General features: G+C 33.3%; 22 protein-coding genes and 3 pseudogenes. 3 read left to right on the top strand and 22 right to left on the bottom strand.

Going from position 1 to position 19,656, the window contains the following annotated elements; genetic code table 11:
- Positions 1-13 precede the first annotated feature (13 nt).
- Genes HMPREF0528_RS07975 through rsmG form a run of 5 tightly spaced genes read right to left on the bottom strand, consistent with a single transcriptional unit; the run spans position 14 to position 3,558 of the window.
- Entirely contained in the window at positions 14-262 is a 249-nt protein-coding gene (locus HMPREF0528_RS07975) for a DUF951 domain-containing protein (RefSeq protein WP_004896526.1), read from the bottom strand.
- A gap of 19 nt (positions 263-281) precedes the next feature.
- Entirely contained in the window at positions 282-1,163 is an 882-nt protein-coding gene (locus HMPREF0528_RS07970) for a ParB/RepB/Spo0J family partition protein (protein ID WP_004896525.1), read from the bottom strand.
- Positions 1,147-1,920, bottom strand: a complete 774-nt coding sequence (locus tag HMPREF0528_RS07965; RefSeq protein WP_004896524.1) for a ParA family protein — start codon at positions 1,918-1,920, stop codon at positions 1,147-1,149. Before HMPREF0528_RS07965 ends, HMPREF0528_RS07970 begins: the two co-directional genes overlap by 17 nt.
- Positions 1,921-1,935: 15 nt before the next feature.
- Positions 1,936-2,817 (bottom strand): nucleoid occlusion protein, encoded by an 882-nt coding sequence (gene noc, locus HMPREF0528_RS07960; RefSeq protein WP_004896523.1) that lies wholly within the window; start codon positions 2,815-2,817, stop codon positions 1,936-1,938.
- 21 nt (positions 2,818-2,838) lie between these two features.
- Entirely contained in the window at positions 2,839-3,558 is a 720-nt protein-coding gene (gene rsmG / locus HMPREF0528_RS07955; protein ID WP_004896522.1) for a 16S rRNA (guanine(527)-N(7))-methyltransferase RsmG, read from the bottom strand.
- A gap of 198 nt (positions 3,559-3,756) precedes the next feature.
- Between rsmG and HMPREF0528_RS07950 the strand changes: the two genes are divergently transcribed.
- Positions 3,757-4,293, top strand: a complete 537-nt coding sequence (locus HMPREF0528_RS07950; RefSeq protein WP_004896521.1) for a CvpA family protein — start codon at positions 3,757-3,759, stop codon at positions 4,291-4,293.
- A gap of 44 nt (positions 4,294-4,337) precedes the next feature.
- Here the strand turns inward: HMPREF0528_RS07950 and HMPREF0528_RS07945 are convergent, their stop codons facing one another.
- From HMPREF0528_RS07945 to HMPREF0528_RS07915, 7 genes are all read right to left on the bottom strand, one after another.
- Positions 4,338-5,264, bottom strand: coding sequence for an FAD:protein FMN transferase (locus HMPREF0528_RS07945; RefSeq protein WP_004896520.1), 927 nt, complete (start codon positions 5,262-5,264; stop codon positions 4,338-4,340).
- Positions 5,261-6,064 (bottom strand): tyrosine-protein phosphatase, encoded by an 804-nt coding sequence (locus tag HMPREF0528_RS07940; protein ID WP_004896519.1) that lies wholly within the window; start codon positions 6,062-6,064, stop codon positions 5,261-5,263. Before HMPREF0528_RS07940 ends, HMPREF0528_RS07945 begins: the two co-directional genes overlap by 4 nt.
- 10 nt (positions 6,065-6,074) lie before the next feature.
- On the bottom strand, positions 6,075-7,112 hold the full coding sequence (locus HMPREF0528_RS07935; protein ID WP_004896518.1) for a MupG family TIM beta-alpha barrel fold protein: 1,038 nt from the start codon (positions 7,110-7,112) through the stop codon (positions 6,075-6,077).
- Positions 7,113-7,242: 130 nt separating this feature from the next.
- Positions 7,243-7,797 carry an NADH-dependent flavin reductase subunit 2 gene (gene nfr2, locus HMPREF0528_RS07930; RefSeq protein WP_004896517.1) on the bottom strand — a complete coding sequence of 185 codons (555 nt, stop codon included), beginning with the start codon at positions 7,795-7,797 and terminating at the stop codon, positions 7,243-7,245.
- A gap of 12 nt (positions 7,798-7,809) precedes the next feature.
- Positions 7,810-8,346 (bottom strand): NADH-dependent flavin reductase subunit 1, encoded by a 537-nt coding sequence (gene nfr1, locus HMPREF0528_RS07925; protein ID WP_004896516.1) that lies wholly within the window; start codon positions 8,344-8,346, stop codon positions 7,810-7,812.
- Between the two features lie 133 nt (positions 8,347-8,479).
- Positions 8,480-9,103: a TetR/AcrR family transcriptional regulator gene (locus HMPREF0528_RS07920; protein WP_004896515.1), complete on the bottom strand. Its 624-nt coding sequence runs from the start codon at positions 9,101-9,103 to the stop codon at positions 8,480-8,482.
- Between the two features lie 144 nt (positions 9,104-9,247).
- The gene (locus tag HMPREF0528_RS07915; protein ID WP_004896514.1) at positions 9,248-9,490 is read right to left on the bottom strand and encodes a hypothetical protein; all 243 of its coding nucleotides are present in this window, start codon (positions 9,488-9,490) and stop codon (positions 9,248-9,250) included.
- Positions 9,491-9,567: 77 nt separating this feature from the next.
- On the opposite strand from HMPREF0528_RS07915, the gene HMPREF0528_RS07910 reads away from it, so the two are divergent.
- Entirely contained in the window at positions 9,568-10,980 is a 1,413-nt protein-coding gene (locus HMPREF0528_RS07910) for a C69 family dipeptidase (protein ID WP_004896513.1), read from the top strand.
- Between the two features lie 61 nt (positions 10,981-11,041).
- Here the strand turns inward: HMPREF0528_RS07910 and HMPREF0528_RS09125 are convergent.
- The 8 genes and pseudogenes from HMPREF0528_RS09125 to HMPREF0528_RS07875 all read right to left on the bottom strand — a co-directional run.
- Positions 11,042-11,459, bottom strand: a pseudogene (locus HMPREF0528_RS09125) (family 1 glycosylhydrolase); the annotation flags it as partial.
- Positions 11,453-12,955, bottom strand: a pseudogene (locus HMPREF0528_RS07905) (PTS beta-glucoside transporter subunit EIIBCA); the annotation flags it as partial. The pseudogenes HMPREF0528_RS07905 and HMPREF0528_RS09125, both read right to left, overlap by 7 nt.
- Positions 12,940-13,800: pseudogene (locus HMPREF0528_RS07900) on the bottom strand (PRD domain-containing protein). The pseudogenes HMPREF0528_RS07900 and HMPREF0528_RS07905, both read right to left, overlap by 16 nt.
- A gap of 138 nt (positions 13,801-13,938) precedes the next feature.
- Positions 13,939-14,619 carry an ABC transporter ATP-binding protein gene (locus HMPREF0528_RS07895; RefSeq protein WP_004896510.1) on the bottom strand — a complete coding sequence of 227 codons (681 nt, stop codon included), beginning with the start codon at positions 14,617-14,619 and terminating at the stop codon, positions 13,939-13,941.
- Positions 14,620-14,633: 14 nt separating this feature from the next.
- Positions 14,634-15,686: an ABC transporter permease gene (locus HMPREF0528_RS07890; RefSeq protein ID WP_004896509.1), complete on the bottom strand. Its 1,053-nt coding sequence runs from the start codon at positions 15,684-15,686 to the stop codon at positions 14,634-14,636.
- A 6-nt stretch (positions 15,687-15,692) separates the two neighbouring features.
- Entirely contained in the window at positions 15,693-16,214 is a 522-nt protein-coding gene (locus HMPREF0528_RS07885; RefSeq protein WP_034525395.1) for a TetR/AcrR family transcriptional regulator, read from the bottom strand.
- A gap of 129 nt (positions 16,215-16,343) precedes the next feature.
- Entirely contained in the window at positions 16,344-16,943 is a 600-nt protein-coding gene (locus HMPREF0528_RS07880) for a histidine phosphatase family protein (RefSeq protein WP_004896507.1), read from the bottom strand.
- 6 nt (positions 16,944-16,949) lie between these two features.
- A complete protein-coding gene (locus tag HMPREF0528_RS07875) occupies positions 16,950-17,576 on the bottom strand; it encodes a histidine phosphatase family protein (protein ID WP_004896506.1) in 627 nt (208 codons plus the stop codon).
- A gap of 120 nt (positions 17,577-17,696) precedes the next feature.
- On the opposite strand from HMPREF0528_RS07875, the gene HMPREF0528_RS07870 reads away from it, so the two are divergent.
- Positions 17,697-18,446, top strand: a complete 750-nt coding sequence (locus HMPREF0528_RS07870; protein WP_004896505.1) for an alpha/beta hydrolase — start codon at positions 17,697-17,699, stop codon at positions 18,444-18,446.
- Between the two features lie 41 nt (positions 18,447-18,487).
- On the opposite strand, the gene yaaA is transcribed toward HMPREF0528_RS07870, so the two are convergent.
- Together yaaA and HMPREF0528_RS07860 are read right to left on the bottom strand one after the other, a co-directional pair.
- Complete coding sequence (gene yaaA / locus HMPREF0528_RS07865) at positions 18,488-19,246, bottom strand: peroxide stress protein YaaA (RefSeq protein ID WP_004896504.1); 759 nt, start codon at positions 19,244-19,246, stop codon at positions 18,488-18,490.
- Complete coding sequence (locus HMPREF0528_RS07860) at positions 19,236-19,595, bottom strand: hypothetical protein (protein ID WP_034525393.1); 360 nt, start codon at positions 19,593-19,595, stop codon at positions 19,236-19,238. The genes yaaA and HMPREF0528_RS07860 overlap by 11 nt, the downstream gene beginning before the upstream one ends.
- Positions 19,596-19,656 lie beyond the last annotated feature (61 nt).

The raw sequence follows: 19,656 nt of genomic DNA, 5'->3' as shown, positions 1-19,656 counted from the left end.
CTCTTAATTGGTTTTATTCAAAGTGTGGCACAGCAATATTTTCCTTAGGAACGTAATGTTCCTCTTTTAAGTTAACAGGATCATTTGCTGAGTGCAGCACTTTTTTTAATTTTTTATTAAATTCTGCTCGGGGCATCATAATTAAATGACCACACCCTAAGCACTTAATGCGAATGTCTGCACCCATTCGCAAGATTTCCCACTTATTTTCACCACATGCATGTGGTTTTTTCATCTGTACTACATCGCCCAAATGATACATGAAAAATCACTCCTATTAATTATTTATCTAAATTAATTCCTAGTAAATCTAAAATTCGATTTAATTCATCAGTTGATGCAAAATCAATGGCCAAATGACCATTTCCTTTTTTACCCTCGGTAATATTTACACTAGTACCAAATTTATCAGTTAATTGTGATTCACTAGCCCTAATGAAAGCTGATTTTTTAATAGCCTTTTTCTTAGGTTTCTTTTCTTTTTCGTTTAATTTAGCTACCAGTGATTCTAGTTGACGAACTGTAATTCCGTTCTTAACTACTTTTCTTGCCAAGTCATCAATACTGTCCTTATCTTTCAGACCAAGCAATGTTCTTGCTTGTCCCATTGACAGCTCTCCTCTTTGAAGGAGACGTTTAGTTTTTTGAGGCAAAGTAAGGAGACGAAGATAATTAGCAATGTATGGGCGAGATTTCCCTAATCTTTTAGAAACTTCTGCTTGAGTTAACCCTAAATTCTTTTGCAGCATCTCATAAGCTTGCGCTTCTTCTAATGGTGTTAAGTCTTCACGTTGCAAGTTTTCTAAAACTGCAACTTCCATCATTTGTGCCTCATCAAAGTCTCGAATGATAGCTGGAATTGTTTTCTTCTTAGCTAACTTAGAAGCACGAAAACGACGCTCACCGGCAATAATTTCGTAGCCATTAACTGATTTACGAATAATAATTGGTTGAAAAACACCATTTTCTTTAATGGATTCGGAAAGTTCCTTTAAGCTTTTGTTATCAAACGTTTTTCTTGGTTGATATGGATTAGGTCTAATTTCATCTAAAGAGATTTCAGTAATCTCCTCAGTTTCTTGAACTTGTGGGCTCTCATCAAATAAAGCTTCTAAGCCTCGTCCAAGACCACGTTTTTTAGGTTCTTTAGAGTTTTTTACCATGAGCTTTCAACACCTCTTTTGCTAGAGAATCATATACCTGGGAACCGCGAGATTTTGGAGCGTATTCTGTAATTGGTTTACCATAACTTGGAGCCTCAGCTAACTTGGTAATTCGCGGAATAATTGTCTTATAAACCTTTTTATTAAAGTAAGATTGAACTTCTTTAACAACTTCTGCTCCTAGATTAGTTCTAGCATCCAGCATGGTTAGCAATACACCTTCCACACCCAAATTCTTATTAAAGTGCTTTTGGACTAAGCGAATTGTATTCAATAACTGGCTTAAGCCTTCCATTGCATAATATTCACTTTGAACTGGGATCAAAATCGAATCTGAAGCAGTAAAAGCATTAATTGAAAGCTGACCTAAAGAGGGAGGACAATCGATAAAAATAAAGTCATATTCATGGCTAACCTCATCGATTCCCTGCTTCAATCTTGTTTCACGTGCCATCATTGATGTTAATTCCATCTCAGCACCAGCTAATTGAATAGTAGCAGGAACTGCATCTAAATTTTTAGTTTCTGTATGATGAATGGTTTCAGATAAAGGAATTTCATCAATTAAAACATTATAGATATCTTTATCTACAGTTGACTTTTCAATACCTAAACCAGAAGTTGCATTCCCCTGGGGATCAATATCAACTATTAGAACTTTATAACCATGATTTGCAATGCTGGCACCTAAATTAATCGTCGTCGTTGTTTTACCAACGCCACCTTTTTGGTTAGCAACCGAAATAATTTGAACCATATTTACTCCCTTTGCCTACTTTTTAAGCAATTCAATAGTAATTTTGTAGGAATCACCCTTTTTATCTTCCTTGTATTTCACGGTCATTCCTGAATCTTTTGCCATCTTAATTGCTTTTTTAATTGTATTTATTTGTACTTTAAAATCATTAGCTGTCCGAACCTGAACTTTCTTCTTAGGCTTTTTAGTTTGTTCCGGCTTATTCTCTTCGAGCTCTTCTTCTTTTTCCTTTTCTTGAGCAGCAAAATAACCATCAAGATCTTTTACCATCTCTTCAGTTTCTTTTACAGTTAAGCCACTTTTAATAATCTCGCTAACAGCAGTATCTTGATCTTCTTCATTCAAAGCTAAAAGTGCACGTCCATGACGTTGAGAAATCTTTTTATCAATTAAGAACCCTTGCACTTTTGGCGTTAACTTGAGTAGTCTAATCTTATTAGCAATATAAGATTGAGTCTTCCCCATTTGTTCTGCCAATTCAGTTTGAGTTAAATTATTAACCTTCATCAATTGAACGTAAGCTTGTGCTTCATCAATAGGGTTAAGATTTTCACGTTGTAAATTTTCAACTAAGGCTAAAGAGGCTGCTTTTTCATCATCCATATCTTCAACAATTGCTGGAATTTTTGCCCATTTAAGTGATTGAGCAGCACGAAAACGACGTTCACCCGCAATAATTTCATATTCACCTTCAGGACCATCAGCTGGCTTACGCAAAATAATTGGTTGAAGTAAACCTTGTTCTTTTAGTGTAGTAGCTAATTCTTCAATTGATTCATCACTAAAAGTATGACGGGGCTGATAGCGATTAGGCATAATTTTATCGAGCTCAATTTCTTGAACTTGCTTACTTTCAAGGATCTTTTTTTGACGATTGCCAAATAATGAAAATGCCATAAATTATTCCTCCAATTAAATTTAAAGTGGTTTTTTATTCGGTGTACCAGCTTGACGCGGATATTTCTTAGGGGTCGCTTTTATTTTTTCAACAACAATTAAAGTGCGGTCATCATCTGTATCAGGAAGGGTTAATTCTTTCACATCTTCTACTTTTCCTCCCAATACATCAATCGCATGCTTAGCTTCCGCTAATTCATCTTGTGCCTTTGGTCCTTTTAGAGCAACTAAGTAACCACCAACCTCTGCTAGTGGTAAACAATATTCACTTAAAACACTCATTCTTGCCACTGCACGTCCAGTTACCAAATCAAATTTTTCGCGTAAATCTTTATTTTGACCGGCATCTTCCGCACGGCTATGAACTAAAGTAACTTTATCTAAACCTAAGTCGTTTACAAGTTCATCTAAAAACTTTAATCTTTTACCCAAAGAATCAACAATAGTGATACTTAAGTTAGGACACAAAATCTTAATCGGTAAAGAAGGAAAACCTGCTCCTGCTCCAACATCACATAAAGTTTTCTCACCTTTAAATAGGTCTGGAAATTCTAAAAGTGGAGTAATGCTATCAAAGAAGTGCTTTAAGTAAACCTCATTTTTATCAATAATTCTGGTAAGATTAACCTTTTTATTAAATTCAATTAATTTATCATAATATGTCGCAAATTGTTTTGTTTGCTTCTCATTAAGTTCAAAGCCATATTTTGCGAGCTCTTTTGCAAAAATTTCTGGATTCATTTTTCACCTGTGAAACCTAGTTTCACACTCCTAATTTACCGCAATTAAAGGCGGTTAACAACACTATTATCATCATAAACTAACGTATTTAATTATGTAGTATTTTTTAAGAATCGTCAAAAAACAAATAAGTATTTAAAAATATGTATTTAAATTAAAATCGATAAGCTATAATGATTAGCAAAAGGGGTTAAATGCATGATTGTTACGCTTATTGTGATTCTTTATCTCGGTTATCAAACTTATAAAGGATATCAACTGGGATTTGCTCAACGTGTTATTAATATGATTTTTGGTGCAATTGTATTTGCAGCAGCTATTCTAGGCCAAAATAGCTTGGGAAATTGGTTCTATCAACAATTTTCTGGTAAGGTTGTTCCCACAACAGGCAATATTAGTCTTGAAATAATCGGTTACCGCTTCTTAGCCTTCTTTGTAATTTGGTTTATCGGTAAAATGATTTTAAAGATTTGTAAGGGTTGGCTGCCTAAACGTGATCGTACTAAAAAGGGAATCGGTAATCTATTAGACAATGTTTTAGGAGCAATAGTATCTTTTATTGCTGCTTACTTCTTAGTTTATGTAGCCTTATCAATGTGCCAGGCTTTTCAAAATCCTTGGTTTATTCAACAAACAGTTGATTCACCAATTTTACGAGTAATTATTTATAACACACCAGGTTTGTCAAATGGAGTATTTAAGACAATATTTGGTATTAGTCGAACAGTTGGTTAAAATACTCAGCAAAAATAGGATTCGGAATTACCGAATCCTATTTTTTATACACCAATTCTTTCCATTGAATCATCGTCATATACAAAGATTGCACCATAGCGACCTGCTTTATCATTTTTCCAGCCCGGAATAGGACCACCAGCAAAAAATAGTCGCTTACACTCAATTTCAGCTTGAACAGAATCACGAGTAAATAAGGTTACACCAGCCACATGAGTCTTAACGGGATATCCAGTCTTAGGATCAATAATGTGGTGATATTTTTTCCCATTAATTTCTAAAAAGCGCTCATACGTCCCACTCGTTACAGCAGAACATTCATGAACAGTAGCGGTTGTTAAATTATTACCACGTTTCTTTTTCGGATCTTGCACGCCCAGAATCCATTCCCCACTTGCTCTTTTAGGAGAACTGTTTACAAATAAGACATTCCCACCTAGATTAATAATTCCAGCACGAACATCATAAGCACGCCATAAATCTCTAATTCTATCTGCTATATATCCTTTAGCAATTCCGCCTAGATCCAGCTCCATCCCTTTTTTAGTTAAAAAAACAGTCTGATTATCATCATCTAATCTAACATCTCCTGGATTCGTTAGACCCATCTTTTCTTTAATCTGTTCATCAGTTGGAACATTGGCTCCTTTAAAACCAATATGCCATAATTTTACAACTGGTCCAATCAGAGCATTAAAGCCGAAATTTTGTTTACTTTCATAAACAGCCAGCTTAATTAGATTATATGTACTTGCAGAAACTTGTACGGGATGAATACCAGCTGCATGATTAACGTCCATTACCTCAGAATGGTCTCGATTTACCGTTAATCGATCTTCATATCCGGCAATCAAATCAAAACTCTGATCCAAAATCTTTTTATTCTGGTCACCATAAACCTGTAGCGTAATAACAGTTCCTAATCCGCGACCAACTTTTGAAATTGGAGTTGAAGCATAATTTTCTATCATTTTGATGCCTTCTTTGGTTCTAAGTATAATTCTCTCAAACTTTGAATCATCTCATCATCAACTTTAAGAACATTTTTAATGTAACTATCTATTCCATCATACTTTTCATCAATTAATAAGAGAGCTGTATCCAAATATTCGTTTGCGACACTTGCTAAACTTCTAACGTTAGCACGCAAAATTACACTTCCCCCTTCATCGATTATCTTTTGGTTCATCTTAGCCTGATAATTTCCTAGCATTAAGTTAGAAAATAGATAATCTTGTCTGATAGTTTCCATATCAACGCCCAAAATATATAGGATCAGAACTGTAGCCAATCCTGTACGATCTTTTCCCTCAGAGCAATGAAAAATAATAGCTCCATCTTTAGTATTAGCAAAGATGTTAAGTAAACTATTAAAGGCTTTTTGAGAATATTCCTTACTAACAGAAGAATGGTATTGGTGACACATCGTCTTAAAACCAGCATATTGATCTTCAGTATAGGTCTTTTTTAATTGCAATATCTTTTGATCTGTTTCTGCACTTTGATTTCCATGAATTGGATTATCAATATTTTCAACTCCTGCTGGCACAACATCAGGAGCTAATTCAATTTCTTTAGGTGAGCGTAAATCAACAATTTTAGTTAAGCCATAATTAAGTAAAAAAGTTTCATCTTCTTTAGTCATTTGGCATAACTTTCCTGTTCTTAGAAGTCGATGCATCTTAATTTTTCGACCATCAAAACCTACATAACCGCCCAAATCACGTGCATTTGGCACATGTTGCAGTGGTAAAATGTTTGGCCTAATCATTTTGTAATCCCTACTTTTCTAAATTTTTAAAAATAACTTTTTGTCCTGGCTCGATATGAGGAAGCAAGCTACACTCTTCATCGCAGACTCTTCCAAGAATCCTTCCATCTTTATTAACAGGTAAATTTCTCTTAGCAATATGAATTTCGTTACTATTTAAGCCATTGCTATTGATACTAATTGTTCCCACAGGTCGATCCAAAGGTAAATCCTGCGCTTCAAATTTTGGAAGTTCGCCTTCACTACGAAGTCTAACGATATCTTGAGCAAGATACAAATAATTATGCCATTGATTTTCATTGAGAAAAGTATTTTTTTCATCTACATGAAGCGTGATTGCATGATCCTTCGTATAGCGCGCAAAAGACTTAATCGTTTCACTAGTTAGACGATCGCCAACAATGACGTTATTGCATGCCAAATCTTTTAAGTTGAGAGCTGCTGCTAATGGATATACGCCTCTTTGTGACTCAAGAGTAGTTTCTCCAGCAAAAAATGGTCCTCTTTTAACTCCATCTCCAGATATAAAAGCTGCTGTTTCTAAATTACAATTGTGAAGCCATTGATTTTTTTCTTCAAACCACTTTTCATCCATTCCTGTTTCTGGCTGGGAATAAAAATCAAATAGGGCTCTAATATGATCAAAGTTAGCCGCCTCTTCTTTTAAATGAGTAATATCTTCTGGTTGTAAGTAAATTGCATTTAAAGATACCCACATAGTTTTAGACAATTTTGATACAAAGCGCATTAATACTTGATCGTTAATTCTTAACCCAGTAACATTAAGCTTCTTTATTTCTTCTGCATCCGCTAAATCATAGCCTAAATAATGTAAATCATCTTGTGAAACATCTGCCATGACCTTTAATTCTAAATCCTTACACCAGCTAGTTAACTGATCTAATCTTTTTAGTACTACGTCTGCTTCATCTTTTAAGCCGGTTAATGAAGTAAAGACTTCCTTAAAACCAGCATTCCTCATTCCAAGCAAATAATTATGATCATCTGCAGTCAAATCTTTATCTAAGTAAACTGAAAAACCGAGCATATAAATCTCTCTTTTCTAAGCTTTGTGAAAATGCTTTCTTTCATTAAAATAATAAACTTTAATGACAAAAAAAGCTAGATAGAAAATTCTACCTAGTTTCTTTTGTACTATAGGAAAATAAGGTTTTAACTTATTTTTGAGCTTGTTCAACAAATTTAACAAAATTATTAAATGCTAAATCAATAGCATGAATAGTCTCTTGGTCTAATAAGTCTCCAGTATTCTTGTCAAACTTATCTGCAGCATGACCAATTAAAACTTCATTTCCTGGCAAAACATTTGCACTTTGATCAGGAGAAAGCAAAATTTCACGCATTTCTTCTTGCGCTCTTGAAGCTCCCTGAATTCCGTAAGATGTACCTAAAACCATTACTGGTTTCATCTTCATTACATCTGCATTTCCTTGAGCATGGCTTCCCGTCCACTCCATTGCACTCTTCAATGCAGAAGGAATACCATGATCATATTCTGGAGTAGCAAAAATCACACCATCTGCTTCACGGATCTTATTTTTAAATTCTTCAACTTTACTATCTGGTTGTGCTTCTTTTTTAAAACGAGGTAAATCAGCAATTTCATATACTTCAATTTCAGCCTGATCTTTATACCGTTTAGCCATAAATTGATCTAAAAAACGATTATATGAAAAATCTGCATTCGTACCAACAATTGCTAGTAATTTCATGGGTCGTTCCTCCTACTTACTTACTTCAGCATAAAAACTATCAAATTCATCAAAGAAATAATCTAAAAACTTAACAGTTCTAGCTGGTAAGTTTCCGTTTTCGTCAAATTGTTCTGGAGCTGTTCCCATCATAAATTCATCACCATTAAAGACTTTGGCACCAAAGCCAGGAGTGGAAAGCACCAGCTTTAAATGACTTTGGCCACGAGCTGATCCTTGTGGTAAAACTGAAGTACCCACAATAACTACCGGCTTATCTTTAAAAGGATGTTCAGCTGATGAAAGCCATTCTAGTGCACTCTTTAAGGATGAAGGAACTGAGTGTTGTTGTTCTGGCGTAGAGATTAACACTGCATCTGCATCAGCTACCTTTTTAGCAAAGCTAGCTACTGCAGCAGGTTCTTCAACTCCTTCTTTAAACATTGGAAGATCTTTAACCTCTCCCAATTCAATATCATATCTATCAGTAAAATGCTTTTTAATAAAATTTAGTAGATCGCGATTATAAGAATGATCGGCGTTGCTACCTACAATGGCAAAGAGTTTCATTTCTATGTCACCTTTCTTTTAATTATCTTTCTATTAAATTATACTTTTTAATCTCACTATTTTAAAAGACATATTTTAATTTTAATAAAAAAGCACCACTTTCAGTGAATGTGATGCTTGATCATTTTTAAAACTAACCTAGACGTTCTTCAAGAGAAGCGTCACTGTCGGCAGCAAATAGTGAATTTTCTTCAACATTAGTAAGACGGTCATTTAACATTGCTTCATGAATTTGTGCTTTTAAAACACTAATCATTTGAGCTTGTGTAAAGTTTGCCATCTTGTTAATGAGAAGAGTTGCTAAACCTGTAGCAGCAATCCAGTTAGAAATCACAATATGATTGAGTCTTTCTTCAGAAAATTGTTCTGCGTCAAATTGTTGCTTGAATTTTTCAAGTCCAAGTCCCATTAAAGTATCAACAATCATTTGATTTCCAAATTTACCGTCTACAAACATTGCTCTAAACAAATCAACATGTTCTTTAGCAAAGTACAAGTATGAAAGATCTAAATCGATCAAAGGTTCACCTGTAAAGTTCTGTTGAAGAGTGTTAGACTTCAATTCATCAGAAATTTTTGCTAAAACTTGATTACGTAAATCTTGCATGTTTTCAAATTCAAGATAAATTGGTTGAGTTGAGCAGTTAACTGCTTTAGCAATATTTCTTGCAGTTAAACTTTCAATTCCACCACGAACTGCTAATTTATAAGCAGCATCCAGGATTCTTTGCTTATCTATTTCTTTCTTTCTAGCCACTTTAATTACCTCACTTAATTCATATTCATCAACATCAACACATCGAGATCATCTAAAAATAACAGAATTTCCTAACGTATGTTATTTTCTCCGTGATTATATTATAACAAAAATATGAAAATGTGGAGAATTTTATATCAAATTCTATAATCTTTTAAACAAACTTGAATCATTATCCCCAGTAAATTGATCATAATGGGAATTAATCATTTCAATAACTTGTTGTTTATCTAGTCCTTCATTTGCAGCAAATGCTAAAAATGCAGCTGAAAGAATGTATCCTTTTTCACGATTATCAACTAAATTATCAGAAAATTCCATATTAATGGTATTATCTTTGTAATCAGTTGTAAGAATAATTTTTTTATCTTCTGGTAAGTCTGCCATTTCAATGCCCTCACTTATTTTTAAGTTTTATACGTTACAATATAGATTATATTATATCAATAGAAAGTGTGAAACCTATGACTTCTCCCGTTGGACGTTCATCTTGTACATCTATTTTAATCGGTAAAAACGCTACTGTAGATGGTAGTGTTATTATCGGCCGAAATGAAGATGCTAAGACTGCTTGGCCTAAGCATCTTGCTTTTAATTCACATAAAACAATTAAAAATAACATTTTTAAGTCAAAAGACAATAAGTTTCAGATGGAATTACCTAACGAACGTTTTTCTTACTCTTCTACTCCTGAATGGACAGATAAATATGGAGTATTTGAAGAAGATGGAATCAATGAATATCACGTTGCAATGAGCGCTACTGAAAGTGCCTATGCTAATGATCGTGTAATGGCTATGGATCCTTTTGACGAAGAAAAAGGTATCTTAGAAGAAGCAATGATAACAATTGTTTTACCATATATTAAATCTGCTCGAGAAGGTGTAGAACGTTTAGGTAAGATCGTTCAAAAGTACGGTGCAGCAGAAGCGGATGGGATTTTATTCGCAGATAGAGATGAAGCTTGGTATATGGAAATTGGTTCGGGCCATCATTATGTTGCTCAACGCATCCCTGACGATTCATACGCAGTAGTTGCTAATCAACTAGCTATTCAAATCATTGATTTTAATGATAAAGACAATTTTATAACTTCTCCTGGAATTCAAGAATTTGTTTACCAAAATAATCTTTGGCCAAAAAATAAACCATTTAATTTCAGATTAATTTTTGGTACACATGATGATTCGGATTTAACTTATAATACTCCACGTGTTTGGAGTGGCCAAAAGCTTCTAACGCCTTCCGTAAATCAAGATCCAGAAAGTTTTGATTTACCATTTATTAGAAAGCCTGATCATCCTGTATCTATTCAAGACGCTCAACGCGTTTTAAGCGATCACTTTAATGGGACACAGTATGATCTAACTAATTCTAAAAACGAAGGTCAACCTGCCTATCGTCCAATTGCTGTAGCTACTACTCAAGAATCTCACCTCCTGCAACTTAGAGAAGAAGATATGACTCATTGGCTAGCAATGGGAATTGCCGCACAAAGTGTTTACATTCCTTTTTATCCACAAGGAACTAAAGTACCAACTATGTTCAAATATGGTAAAGAAGAATTTTCAACTAATTCTGCTTACTGGGTATTTAAAATGGCTAGCGTTTTAGTAGACCGAAATTGGAATAAATATGCAACTAATTTAGTTAATACACAGAAAGCAACGAATCTATCTTTGAATAAACTACGAGCTGAATATGATAAGAAATTGACTCAAGAAAAAGATAAGTATAAAAAAGTAGAGCTCGTAAACGAAGCTAATAAGAAATTAGCTGATGTTGCTATTAAGAATTATCAAAAATTGAATGCCAAATTGATTACTGCTCAGACCGCAGATTCACCACTTCAGTTTAAGATTGATCCTAATTTGTAGAATTGAAGCATTACTAAATGAAAAGAATTCAAGTACCTGCTACAGGCACCTGAATTCTTTTTTATTTGTCTAAAAAATCTTTGGGAATTTTATTTTTAAAAGATAAAAGTTTCTGATACCAAAAATATGAATCTTTCAAGTATCGTTTATAAGTTCCATCTCCAAAATCATCTAAATCAACATATATTAAACCGTATCGCTTAGAAATTTGTGTTGTCGATGGCTGATACCATATCAGTCATTCCCCACATACAATAGCCCATAAGCTCTATTCCATCGTTTTGTATAGAGACTAACATCTGTTTAATATGTTGTCGTAAATAATCAATTCTATAATCATCGTGAATTTTTCCACTTGTAGTCAGACTATCCTTAGCACCTAATCCATTTTCAACAATAAATAGGGGCTTTTGATATCTATCGTATAAATTAATTAATATAGTTCTTAGACCAATAGGATCAATTTGCCATCCCCAATCGTAGGAATAACAGCAATTCCTTTCCCCATTACTCCACTTGCAAATGTTTCATCCTTTACCTCACTAAGCGGCTCTACTTTCCAATTTACAGGACTCTTTAAATCATGTTTTTCATGTACTTGATCAAACTTCTTTTTTTGATTATTTTCATCTACTGGATCATCAAAACCAATCATCCATGTAGCAATAAATGTAGCAACAATAATTACAATAATAGCTTGAATAACGAAATTTTCAGTTTTAGAAACCCACATTGGCAAACTTAAAAAGGCAGGTGTGACATAAATAAATGCCTTAATTTTCATAAAACTTGCAACTACACCTGCAATTGCACCACCAATCATTGCTCCATACATAGGTTTCTTTAATGGTAAATTAACACCAAATAGAGCAGGTTCAGTAATTCCACCTAAGTATGCAGTTGCACTAGATGAAAGTGCTAAACTCTTTAGTTTCTTATTTTTACTCTTTAAACCAACTGCTAGTGAAGCAGCTGCTTGAGACATATTTGAACATAATGCAACTACACGAATAATTGGATCAAAACCTTGTGTAGCAACTAATTGAATACTAATTGGGCTTAAAGCTTTGTGAATCCCAATAGATACAAACCAAGGATATGCTGCAGCCAAAATTGGAATAGCAACAATTCCTGCATTGTGGAATAACCACATAGATATAAATCCAATACCTTCAGAGATCATATTAGATATTGGCCCAATAATTAGGAAAATTAAAGGTGCAGTTATAAGCATTGTTAACATGGGAACCATAAAGATTTTTACCATATTTGGTGTATATTTCTTTACATACTTATAAATATAAGACATGATCCAAACTGAAATAATTGCAGTGATTAAAGTAGAAGAATATTTAATTAGCTGTACTGGCATCCCAAGAAAATCTACTGGCTTTTTAGCTGCAACCATTGCTGTCCAAATGGGATGTTCAGTTACTAATCCCATAAAAGCACCTAAATATTGATCAGTATTAAAAACCTTAGCAGCTGAAAATCCAATAAACGCTGGCATAAAGAAATAGCCTGTATCAAAAATTAAATTTAATATTTGATAAGTTTGGATTTTATCTGACAACAAACCGCTAATTGTCAAAATCAAAAGCAAAACTTTTCCCATTCCGGCTCCAGCAAGCAATGGGATAGCAGGAGCAATTGATCCAGTAATCACACTAATTACAGTATCAAAAATATTCTTCTTTTCTTTAGGTGTTGACTTATAACTATCACCATTTTCGATGTTAATCATCTTAACTAAATCGTTATAAACATCTTCAACTGTACTACCAATAACTAATTGATATTGTCCTGCTTTTTTTACTACTTGCAATACTCCAGGAATTCGTGCAGCTGCCGCATCATCTGCTTTACTTTCATCTTTTAGAACAAATCTTAGTCTTGTCGCACAGTGAACAACAGACTGAATATTATCTTCTCCTCCAACAGCAGCTATAATCTGCTTATTCATATTTTCATACATTTTTCTTCTCCACTCACAATTTTATTAATGTGTATTGCTAAATACATAATCTCTTCATTGTTTAGTTCATAATTATATTTTTCTAAAATATATTCCTTAATCTTCAAAGCACATTTATATGCTTCAATATCGCTATTTTTTATTACATTTAAAATTTCTTGGCTCAAATCTCCAAAACTAGATTGATCCTTTTTATACATCATAGCTTTCCAAAAGAATTTCAAGTGGACCGCAAAGCGGTTATAGTTCAAAGATTGGTAATCAATATTAATGTGAAAATAATATCTAACAATTTTAGTAATTGATTTGATAAAATCTACTGATTTACTAAAATCACTAATATCATTTTCTAACTCCCCACTAATGATATGTACTGCAATAAATCCAGCTTCGTCTTCTGGAAAACTCAAATCAAATTGTGCGTCTAACAACTTTAAAGCCCATAAACCATATTGATATTCTTTTGGATAATAATTTTTTACTTCCCAAATAAATTTATTGTTTAAATACAATCCCTTCTTTGCTCTTTCTACACTTGTAGCTAAGTGATCTGTCAAAGTTATATATACGCTATCAGCCAGTTCAATATTTTCTTCAAATTTCAATCTATCAACAATTTTTTGTGCAATTTGAAAGAAAATAGGATCTGTTTCATGGATTATTTCTAATAGCAGTTTTCTTTGATTGTCAGACAAGGGTGTGAAAATTTTATACATTTTTTGTTTATCAAACTCATCCCCCGCTTTTTTTCCATAAGCAATTCCTTTACCAAGTGCAATTATCTACTCATGCTCCTGGTTTTCACTAATAACAGCACTATTATTTAAAACTCTTATTATTTTCATCGTACCTCCTTAACATACAAAAAAGCCCACTTGTCCCTTCTTAAACTAGAGACAAGTGGGTTTTGTGCAAAATATTGTTACAATCTCACTTTATTCACTTTTTAAATATATGATATCGCTTTCTTTATTATTCAATACTTAATTACCTTTTTTCAAGTTCAAACGTCCATCTAACATTTCATAAATCTTATCCGAATACTTATTCAGTCTTAAATCATGGGTAACTAGAATAATAGCTTTTTCTTTTTGTTTAGCTAAAGTCTTAAATAGTTTTCCTACTTCTTCAACCTTTTCACTATCTAATGAAGCAGTAGGTTCATCAGCTAAAATAATGGCTGGATCCGCATATAATGCTCTTGCAATTGCCACTCTTTGCTGCTGACCACCTGACAATTCCTTAGGATATTTATTTACCAGTTGAGAAATTCCTAATTCATCTAGCAATCCATCAAGCGCTTCTTTACTTAGATTGCCGCTCTTTTTAACCTTATCTACTAAGATGAACTGTTCCCTAACAGTCAAATAAGGAACTAAATTATAAGCCTGTAAGACAAAGCCGATTTTATCTAGACGTAGTGCATCAGCTTGTTTAGGAGAATAGTTAGTTACGTTATCTCCTCCAATAAATACTTCACCAGAAGTAGGCTTTTGCAGTGCTCCTGCAATTGTTAGGAAAGTACTCTTGCCCGCGCCAGAAGGTCCTTCAATTAAGACAACTTCACCTTTTTGAGCTTCAAAGTTTATATTTTTTAGAGCATTAACCTTGGCATCTCCTTGACCATAGGATTTGCTTACATCTTTTAATTCAATTACTGACATATAAATTTCCTCCCTTACACAGCCTTTGAAGGGTCAACTTTAAGAATTGAACGAATTGGAATTAATCCACCGATTGCTCCCATTAAAATCATCCCTATAAATGTTGAAATCATGATCCATGGGGCAAAATCAATCGGTACAGTAGCTGGCATTACGCTAACAGTAAGCAACATCAAAAGATATGCTAAGACCGTACCTAAAATTACTAAAATTAATGATTGACTAATAGTAGCACCAATTAAAGTCTTGCTTGGGATACCTTGTGCTCTTAAAACAGCATAATTTGGCATTTTTTGGATAGTTAAAATGTATAAAAATACTGCAATCACAATTAACGAAATTACAAATAGAAAACCAATCATTAATTCAAAAGTTGAATTTTGAGCTGTATAACCTGGTAATTTATTAATGAAAGTCTGCTTATCATAAGATTTAACATTCTTAGCTTTAAAATCTAAGTTATTCTTAGAGATAATTCCAGAAGCTTCAACATTCGGAGCCATTGGTCTTAACTTCTTCCACGTTGCCATCGTACCATAAGCAATTGGCGCAATATTAATCTTGGCATTTTTTAAGAAACCAACAATTTTATACTTTTGATCGCTACCATTTAGGGTTACTTTATCTCCTAAGCGGTAACCTCTATTCCAAAGAATTTGATCAACAGCTATTTCATCATTATGCTTTGCTTTACGACCAGAAACTACTTCCAGATCTTTATAGATATATTCATCTTTATTTAACCCAATAAATTGAGCTGAAACTGTTTGATGTTTCTTTTCTTTCATTACAATCGGAACTATCCCGATGTAGCTATCATTCTTTGTCTTTTTAAAATCTTTTAGATTTTCCTTCGTTAACAGAGATTGACTCAAACTTACATTCGAATTATCATTCAAAACAACCGATTGAGTTTGCCAGCTATTAACTGCTTGTGTATTTTCTGAAGCTAGACCTACTGCCAATGATGACAGCATAAAAATTAAATATGCAATTAAAAAAATCATCAATGTAATTAATCCGTAACGCAGCTTCTCGTATTTTATTTCTTTTAGAGCTAAAAACATTTTTGTCTACTTCCTTTGTAATAAACATAAACTTTCATGGTATCTTTTTAGAATTTTTTCTTTATTCTTTTTATCAAATAGGGCTAAATCTATTGCTTCATGAGTTAAAACCATAGCAGCCCAAACTTGAGAATTTAGATTAAGAAAAGCTTCCTTCTGCCTTTTATCATCTCCAATAAAAGCTTGATTCTGACTAAGATGTAGTTTGATTAGATCAAAATAGATACTATTCTCAGTCTGATTAATAAAATCAACTGTCATCTTATAAAAAGCTTCAGGGTCAAAATCTCTCAACCTTGTTGGAAGTCCCATATGGACATCTTTCATTGCAAGACCATAGAGATAAGTATATGAATCTTTCAAGTCACCAAAATACTTATAAAATGCTCCTCTAGCAATCCCTGCATCCTTTACAATGCGTGCTACTTGCGCTTTAGCTAAGGGATAAGTACTAAATTCTTTTAAAAGCGCTCCTACAATCTTTTGCTTCTTTTCATCTGAAAGATTTATAAAAGTTTCACTAACCATATCTTCCTCCTGTGACACCATGTCACTTTTGATATGCCTTAAGTCTATTCCTAAAGTGACATTGTGTCAATACTTAGAAATAAAAAAAGCTTAATTTCGATAAGATATCAAAAACAAGCCTTAAAATTATTATGCTAAGACGCGGTTATAGTAAACCAAAGTTCCATATTCTTTATTAATGTCTAATTCAGCTAGACCGCAATTCTGCATTTGGTCAAAATACTTAATATCGCCATTAGTTAAAAAATGAGCACAAATCATTCGACTTACTACACCATGACAAACTACCAAAACTGTATCATTAGCATGTTCTTTATATAAATCGTCAAAAAATGCAGCAATTCTTTTTCTAAAATCTTCACGCTTTTCTACATCTGAAGCATACTTATAAATATTATCGTTAATTAGTCCGTTGCTATTAAAAGCATCTGGATGCTTTTTACGATATTCCAAAGAAGATTTTCCATCCCAAGAACCATAATTTAGTTCTTCAATTCGCTTATCGGTTGTTATTGGGGTCTTATCTCCCACAAAAATCCTTGCAGTTTGTTGCGCTCTCTTTAACGGGCTTGCATATACTGCATCAAATTGACTAGGATCAAAATTCTTAGCAGCTTTTTCTGCATAAGCGCGCCCTTCTTTGCTTAAATCAGAATCAACATTTGATCCTTGAATCATTCCTTGCTTATTTAATTCAGTAGTTCCATGACGTAAAATTACTACTCGCATAACATATTACCTCTTAATTCCGTAATACAAGGGTTCCGTCCGATTAAAGGTCATTAATCTTGGTCGCTCAATATCATTTTTTTCAAAATGAAGCTCAGTAAAACTAACATTTCTTACTGTCATTACATCTTCAATTTTTAGTTTAAACCACCGAGCTATTAAACTCCTAATCACAAATCCGTGACAAACAATCATAATTGTCTTGTCATTAGCATGGGGTTGAATCTCAGATAAAAATTCTTCAACTCGATCTGCTACTTGACTAAAAGTTTCACCATTTTCAGCGTATTCTGCATATTTACTATTAATAGTTCCTAAATCATCGAAGGCATCAGGATATTTTATCTTCAGCTCTTCGGCATGTTGGCCGTCCCAAGAGCCAAAATTCATTTCTCTAAGTCGGTCATCAGTAATAATCTCTTTTTGAAAATCAGTTAAAATTTGTGCTGTTCTTTTAGCTCTAATTAATGGGCTTGCATATACTCGATCAAGTTTACTATTGTCAATTAACTTACTTACTTCTTCTACTTGTTTAACACCTGCTTGGCTTAAGTTAGGGTTACTAGTACCGCCGGAGATCACATCTGAAGTATTATGTTCACTAACCCCATGTCTTACTAATAACAGATCCATTTCATCACAATCCTTTATATTTTATCCAAGAAAATATTATACTAAAAATTTATTAAGCTACTAAATTATCTCACATGTCAGACTATAATAAAGTTAGACAAAAAGAAAGTAGGCATTAATATGGCAACAATTACACTTGAGCGTGATGGATTACACTTAGTTGGAACTCGGGAAGAACCTTTCGGAGAAATATATGATATGGCAATTATTTTTCATGGTTTTACCGCTAACCGTAATACTTCTTTGCTAAAAGAAATTACTAACAGTCTTCGGGATGAAAATATTGCTAGTGTTCGCTTTGATTTTAATGGCCATGGTGATTCAGATGGTAAGTTTGAAAATATGACTGTTTTAAATGAAATTGAAGACGCAAATGCCATTTTAAATTACGTTAAAACAGATCCGCATGTACGTAATATTTATCTAGTCGGTCATTCTCAAGGTGGTGTTGTTGCTTCAATGTTAGCCGGGCTTTATCCTGATCTGATAAAAAAGGTAGTATTGCTAGCACCAGCTGCCACTTTAAAAAGTGATGCTCTTGAAGGTAATACACAAGGAGTTACCTATAATCCAGACCATATCCCAGACCGCCTCCCTTTTAAAGATTTAACCCTAGGTGGATTTTACTTACGCATTGCTCAACAATTGCCTATTTATGAAGTATCTGCTCAATTTACTAAACCTGTCTGCTTAATCCACGGTACAGATGATACCGTTGTTTCCCCTAATGCCTCAAAGAAATACGATCAAATTTATCAAAACAGCACTTTACACTTAATCGAAGGTGCAGACCATTGTTTTAGTGATAACTATCAAAAAAATGCTGTTAATTTAACAGCGGATTTTTTACAGAATAATAATGCGTTTTAATTTATATAGAAAAAGAGAAATCATCTGATTTCTCTTTTTTTCTATAATTTTTTAAATATATAATTTTCCTTTGAGGAATCTGCTGCTGAAAAAACATAACCAAAATCAGAAAATTCTTTTAAATCTTCCGGTCTATTAATTCCTTCTTTGGCCGCAAAGCGAACCATCTCTCCTCGCGTCATCTTAGCATGTGTAGCACTTTGTCTCCACTTTCCGTTTTTATTTTCCAAAAACTTAATTGTAATCATTTTTTGACTATCCTTTAAATATGGAGAAATCAAACGAGAATATTCTAAAGACGCTAAGTTAATAACTGTATCTGTATCGGCAAAAAGCTCTTGATACGGAAGATCTTTCCAAAAGTTATAGAGACTGTAGTATTTAAAGCCAGTCATTTTAGTTTTTAATTCCAAACGATAGGGAATTATACCATCAAAAGGTCTCAAAATACCGTAAAAGCCTGACAAAATACGCAAATGATCTTGAAGATAGTCTAATCCTTCTTGCGGTAAAACATCCCCAGCTAAATACTGATATTGAATTCCTGAAAAAGCTAAAAGTGCTGGAGTTAAGTTAGAATCAAGTTCACTTGTTACAAGATTATTTTGATTTGTACGAACAATATTATCATTCGCCTTCCATAGCTCCTGTAACTGGTTAAAACTTCTTGTTTTTAAAAAGTCTAATAGCTCCTGAGTCTTATCTAAAAAAGCAGGCTCTGATTTAACCAAAAAAGCATCTTGATCAACTCTCATCTTTTTAGCTGGAGCAATAATTATCTTCATATTATTATCTGACATTGGCAACCACGATAAATAAAGCAATCAAGCTAATAACTGCCAAAACAGCAGAAGCAATTAGCTCTATCTTTCTTTTTTTCTTATCCTGCAAGTTAGCGGTAATATATCTAGCACTAGCAGCCACACTAATAAACAAGAACATAATAAATAGCCATAAAAATAGGCCAATAATATTAGGGAGTGCCCAGTAAATTTGTAAAGAAACTAGCACTGCTAAGACAAGTGTACTGATAATTAAGCCACGGAGAAAATTAACATTTTCATGTTTATGATAATGAAGTACAGTTTGGTAACCAAAATAAACAATGAAACCAATGGTAATATATAAAATAATATTAAAAATAATCATTTCTTTGTCCCTTCTATAGTCCTCCCTAATTATACGTGAAACCATTTTGCTTTGCTTAAAA

The sequence above is a fragment of the Lactobacillus johnsonii ATCC 33200 genome (assembly GCF_000159355.1).
In the GTDB taxonomy this organism is placed as follows: domain Bacteria; phylum Bacillota; class Bacilli; order Lactobacillales; family Lactobacillaceae; genus Lactobacillus; species Lactobacillus johnsonii.
This window is presented reverse-complemented; position numbering and strand designations above follow the sequence as displayed.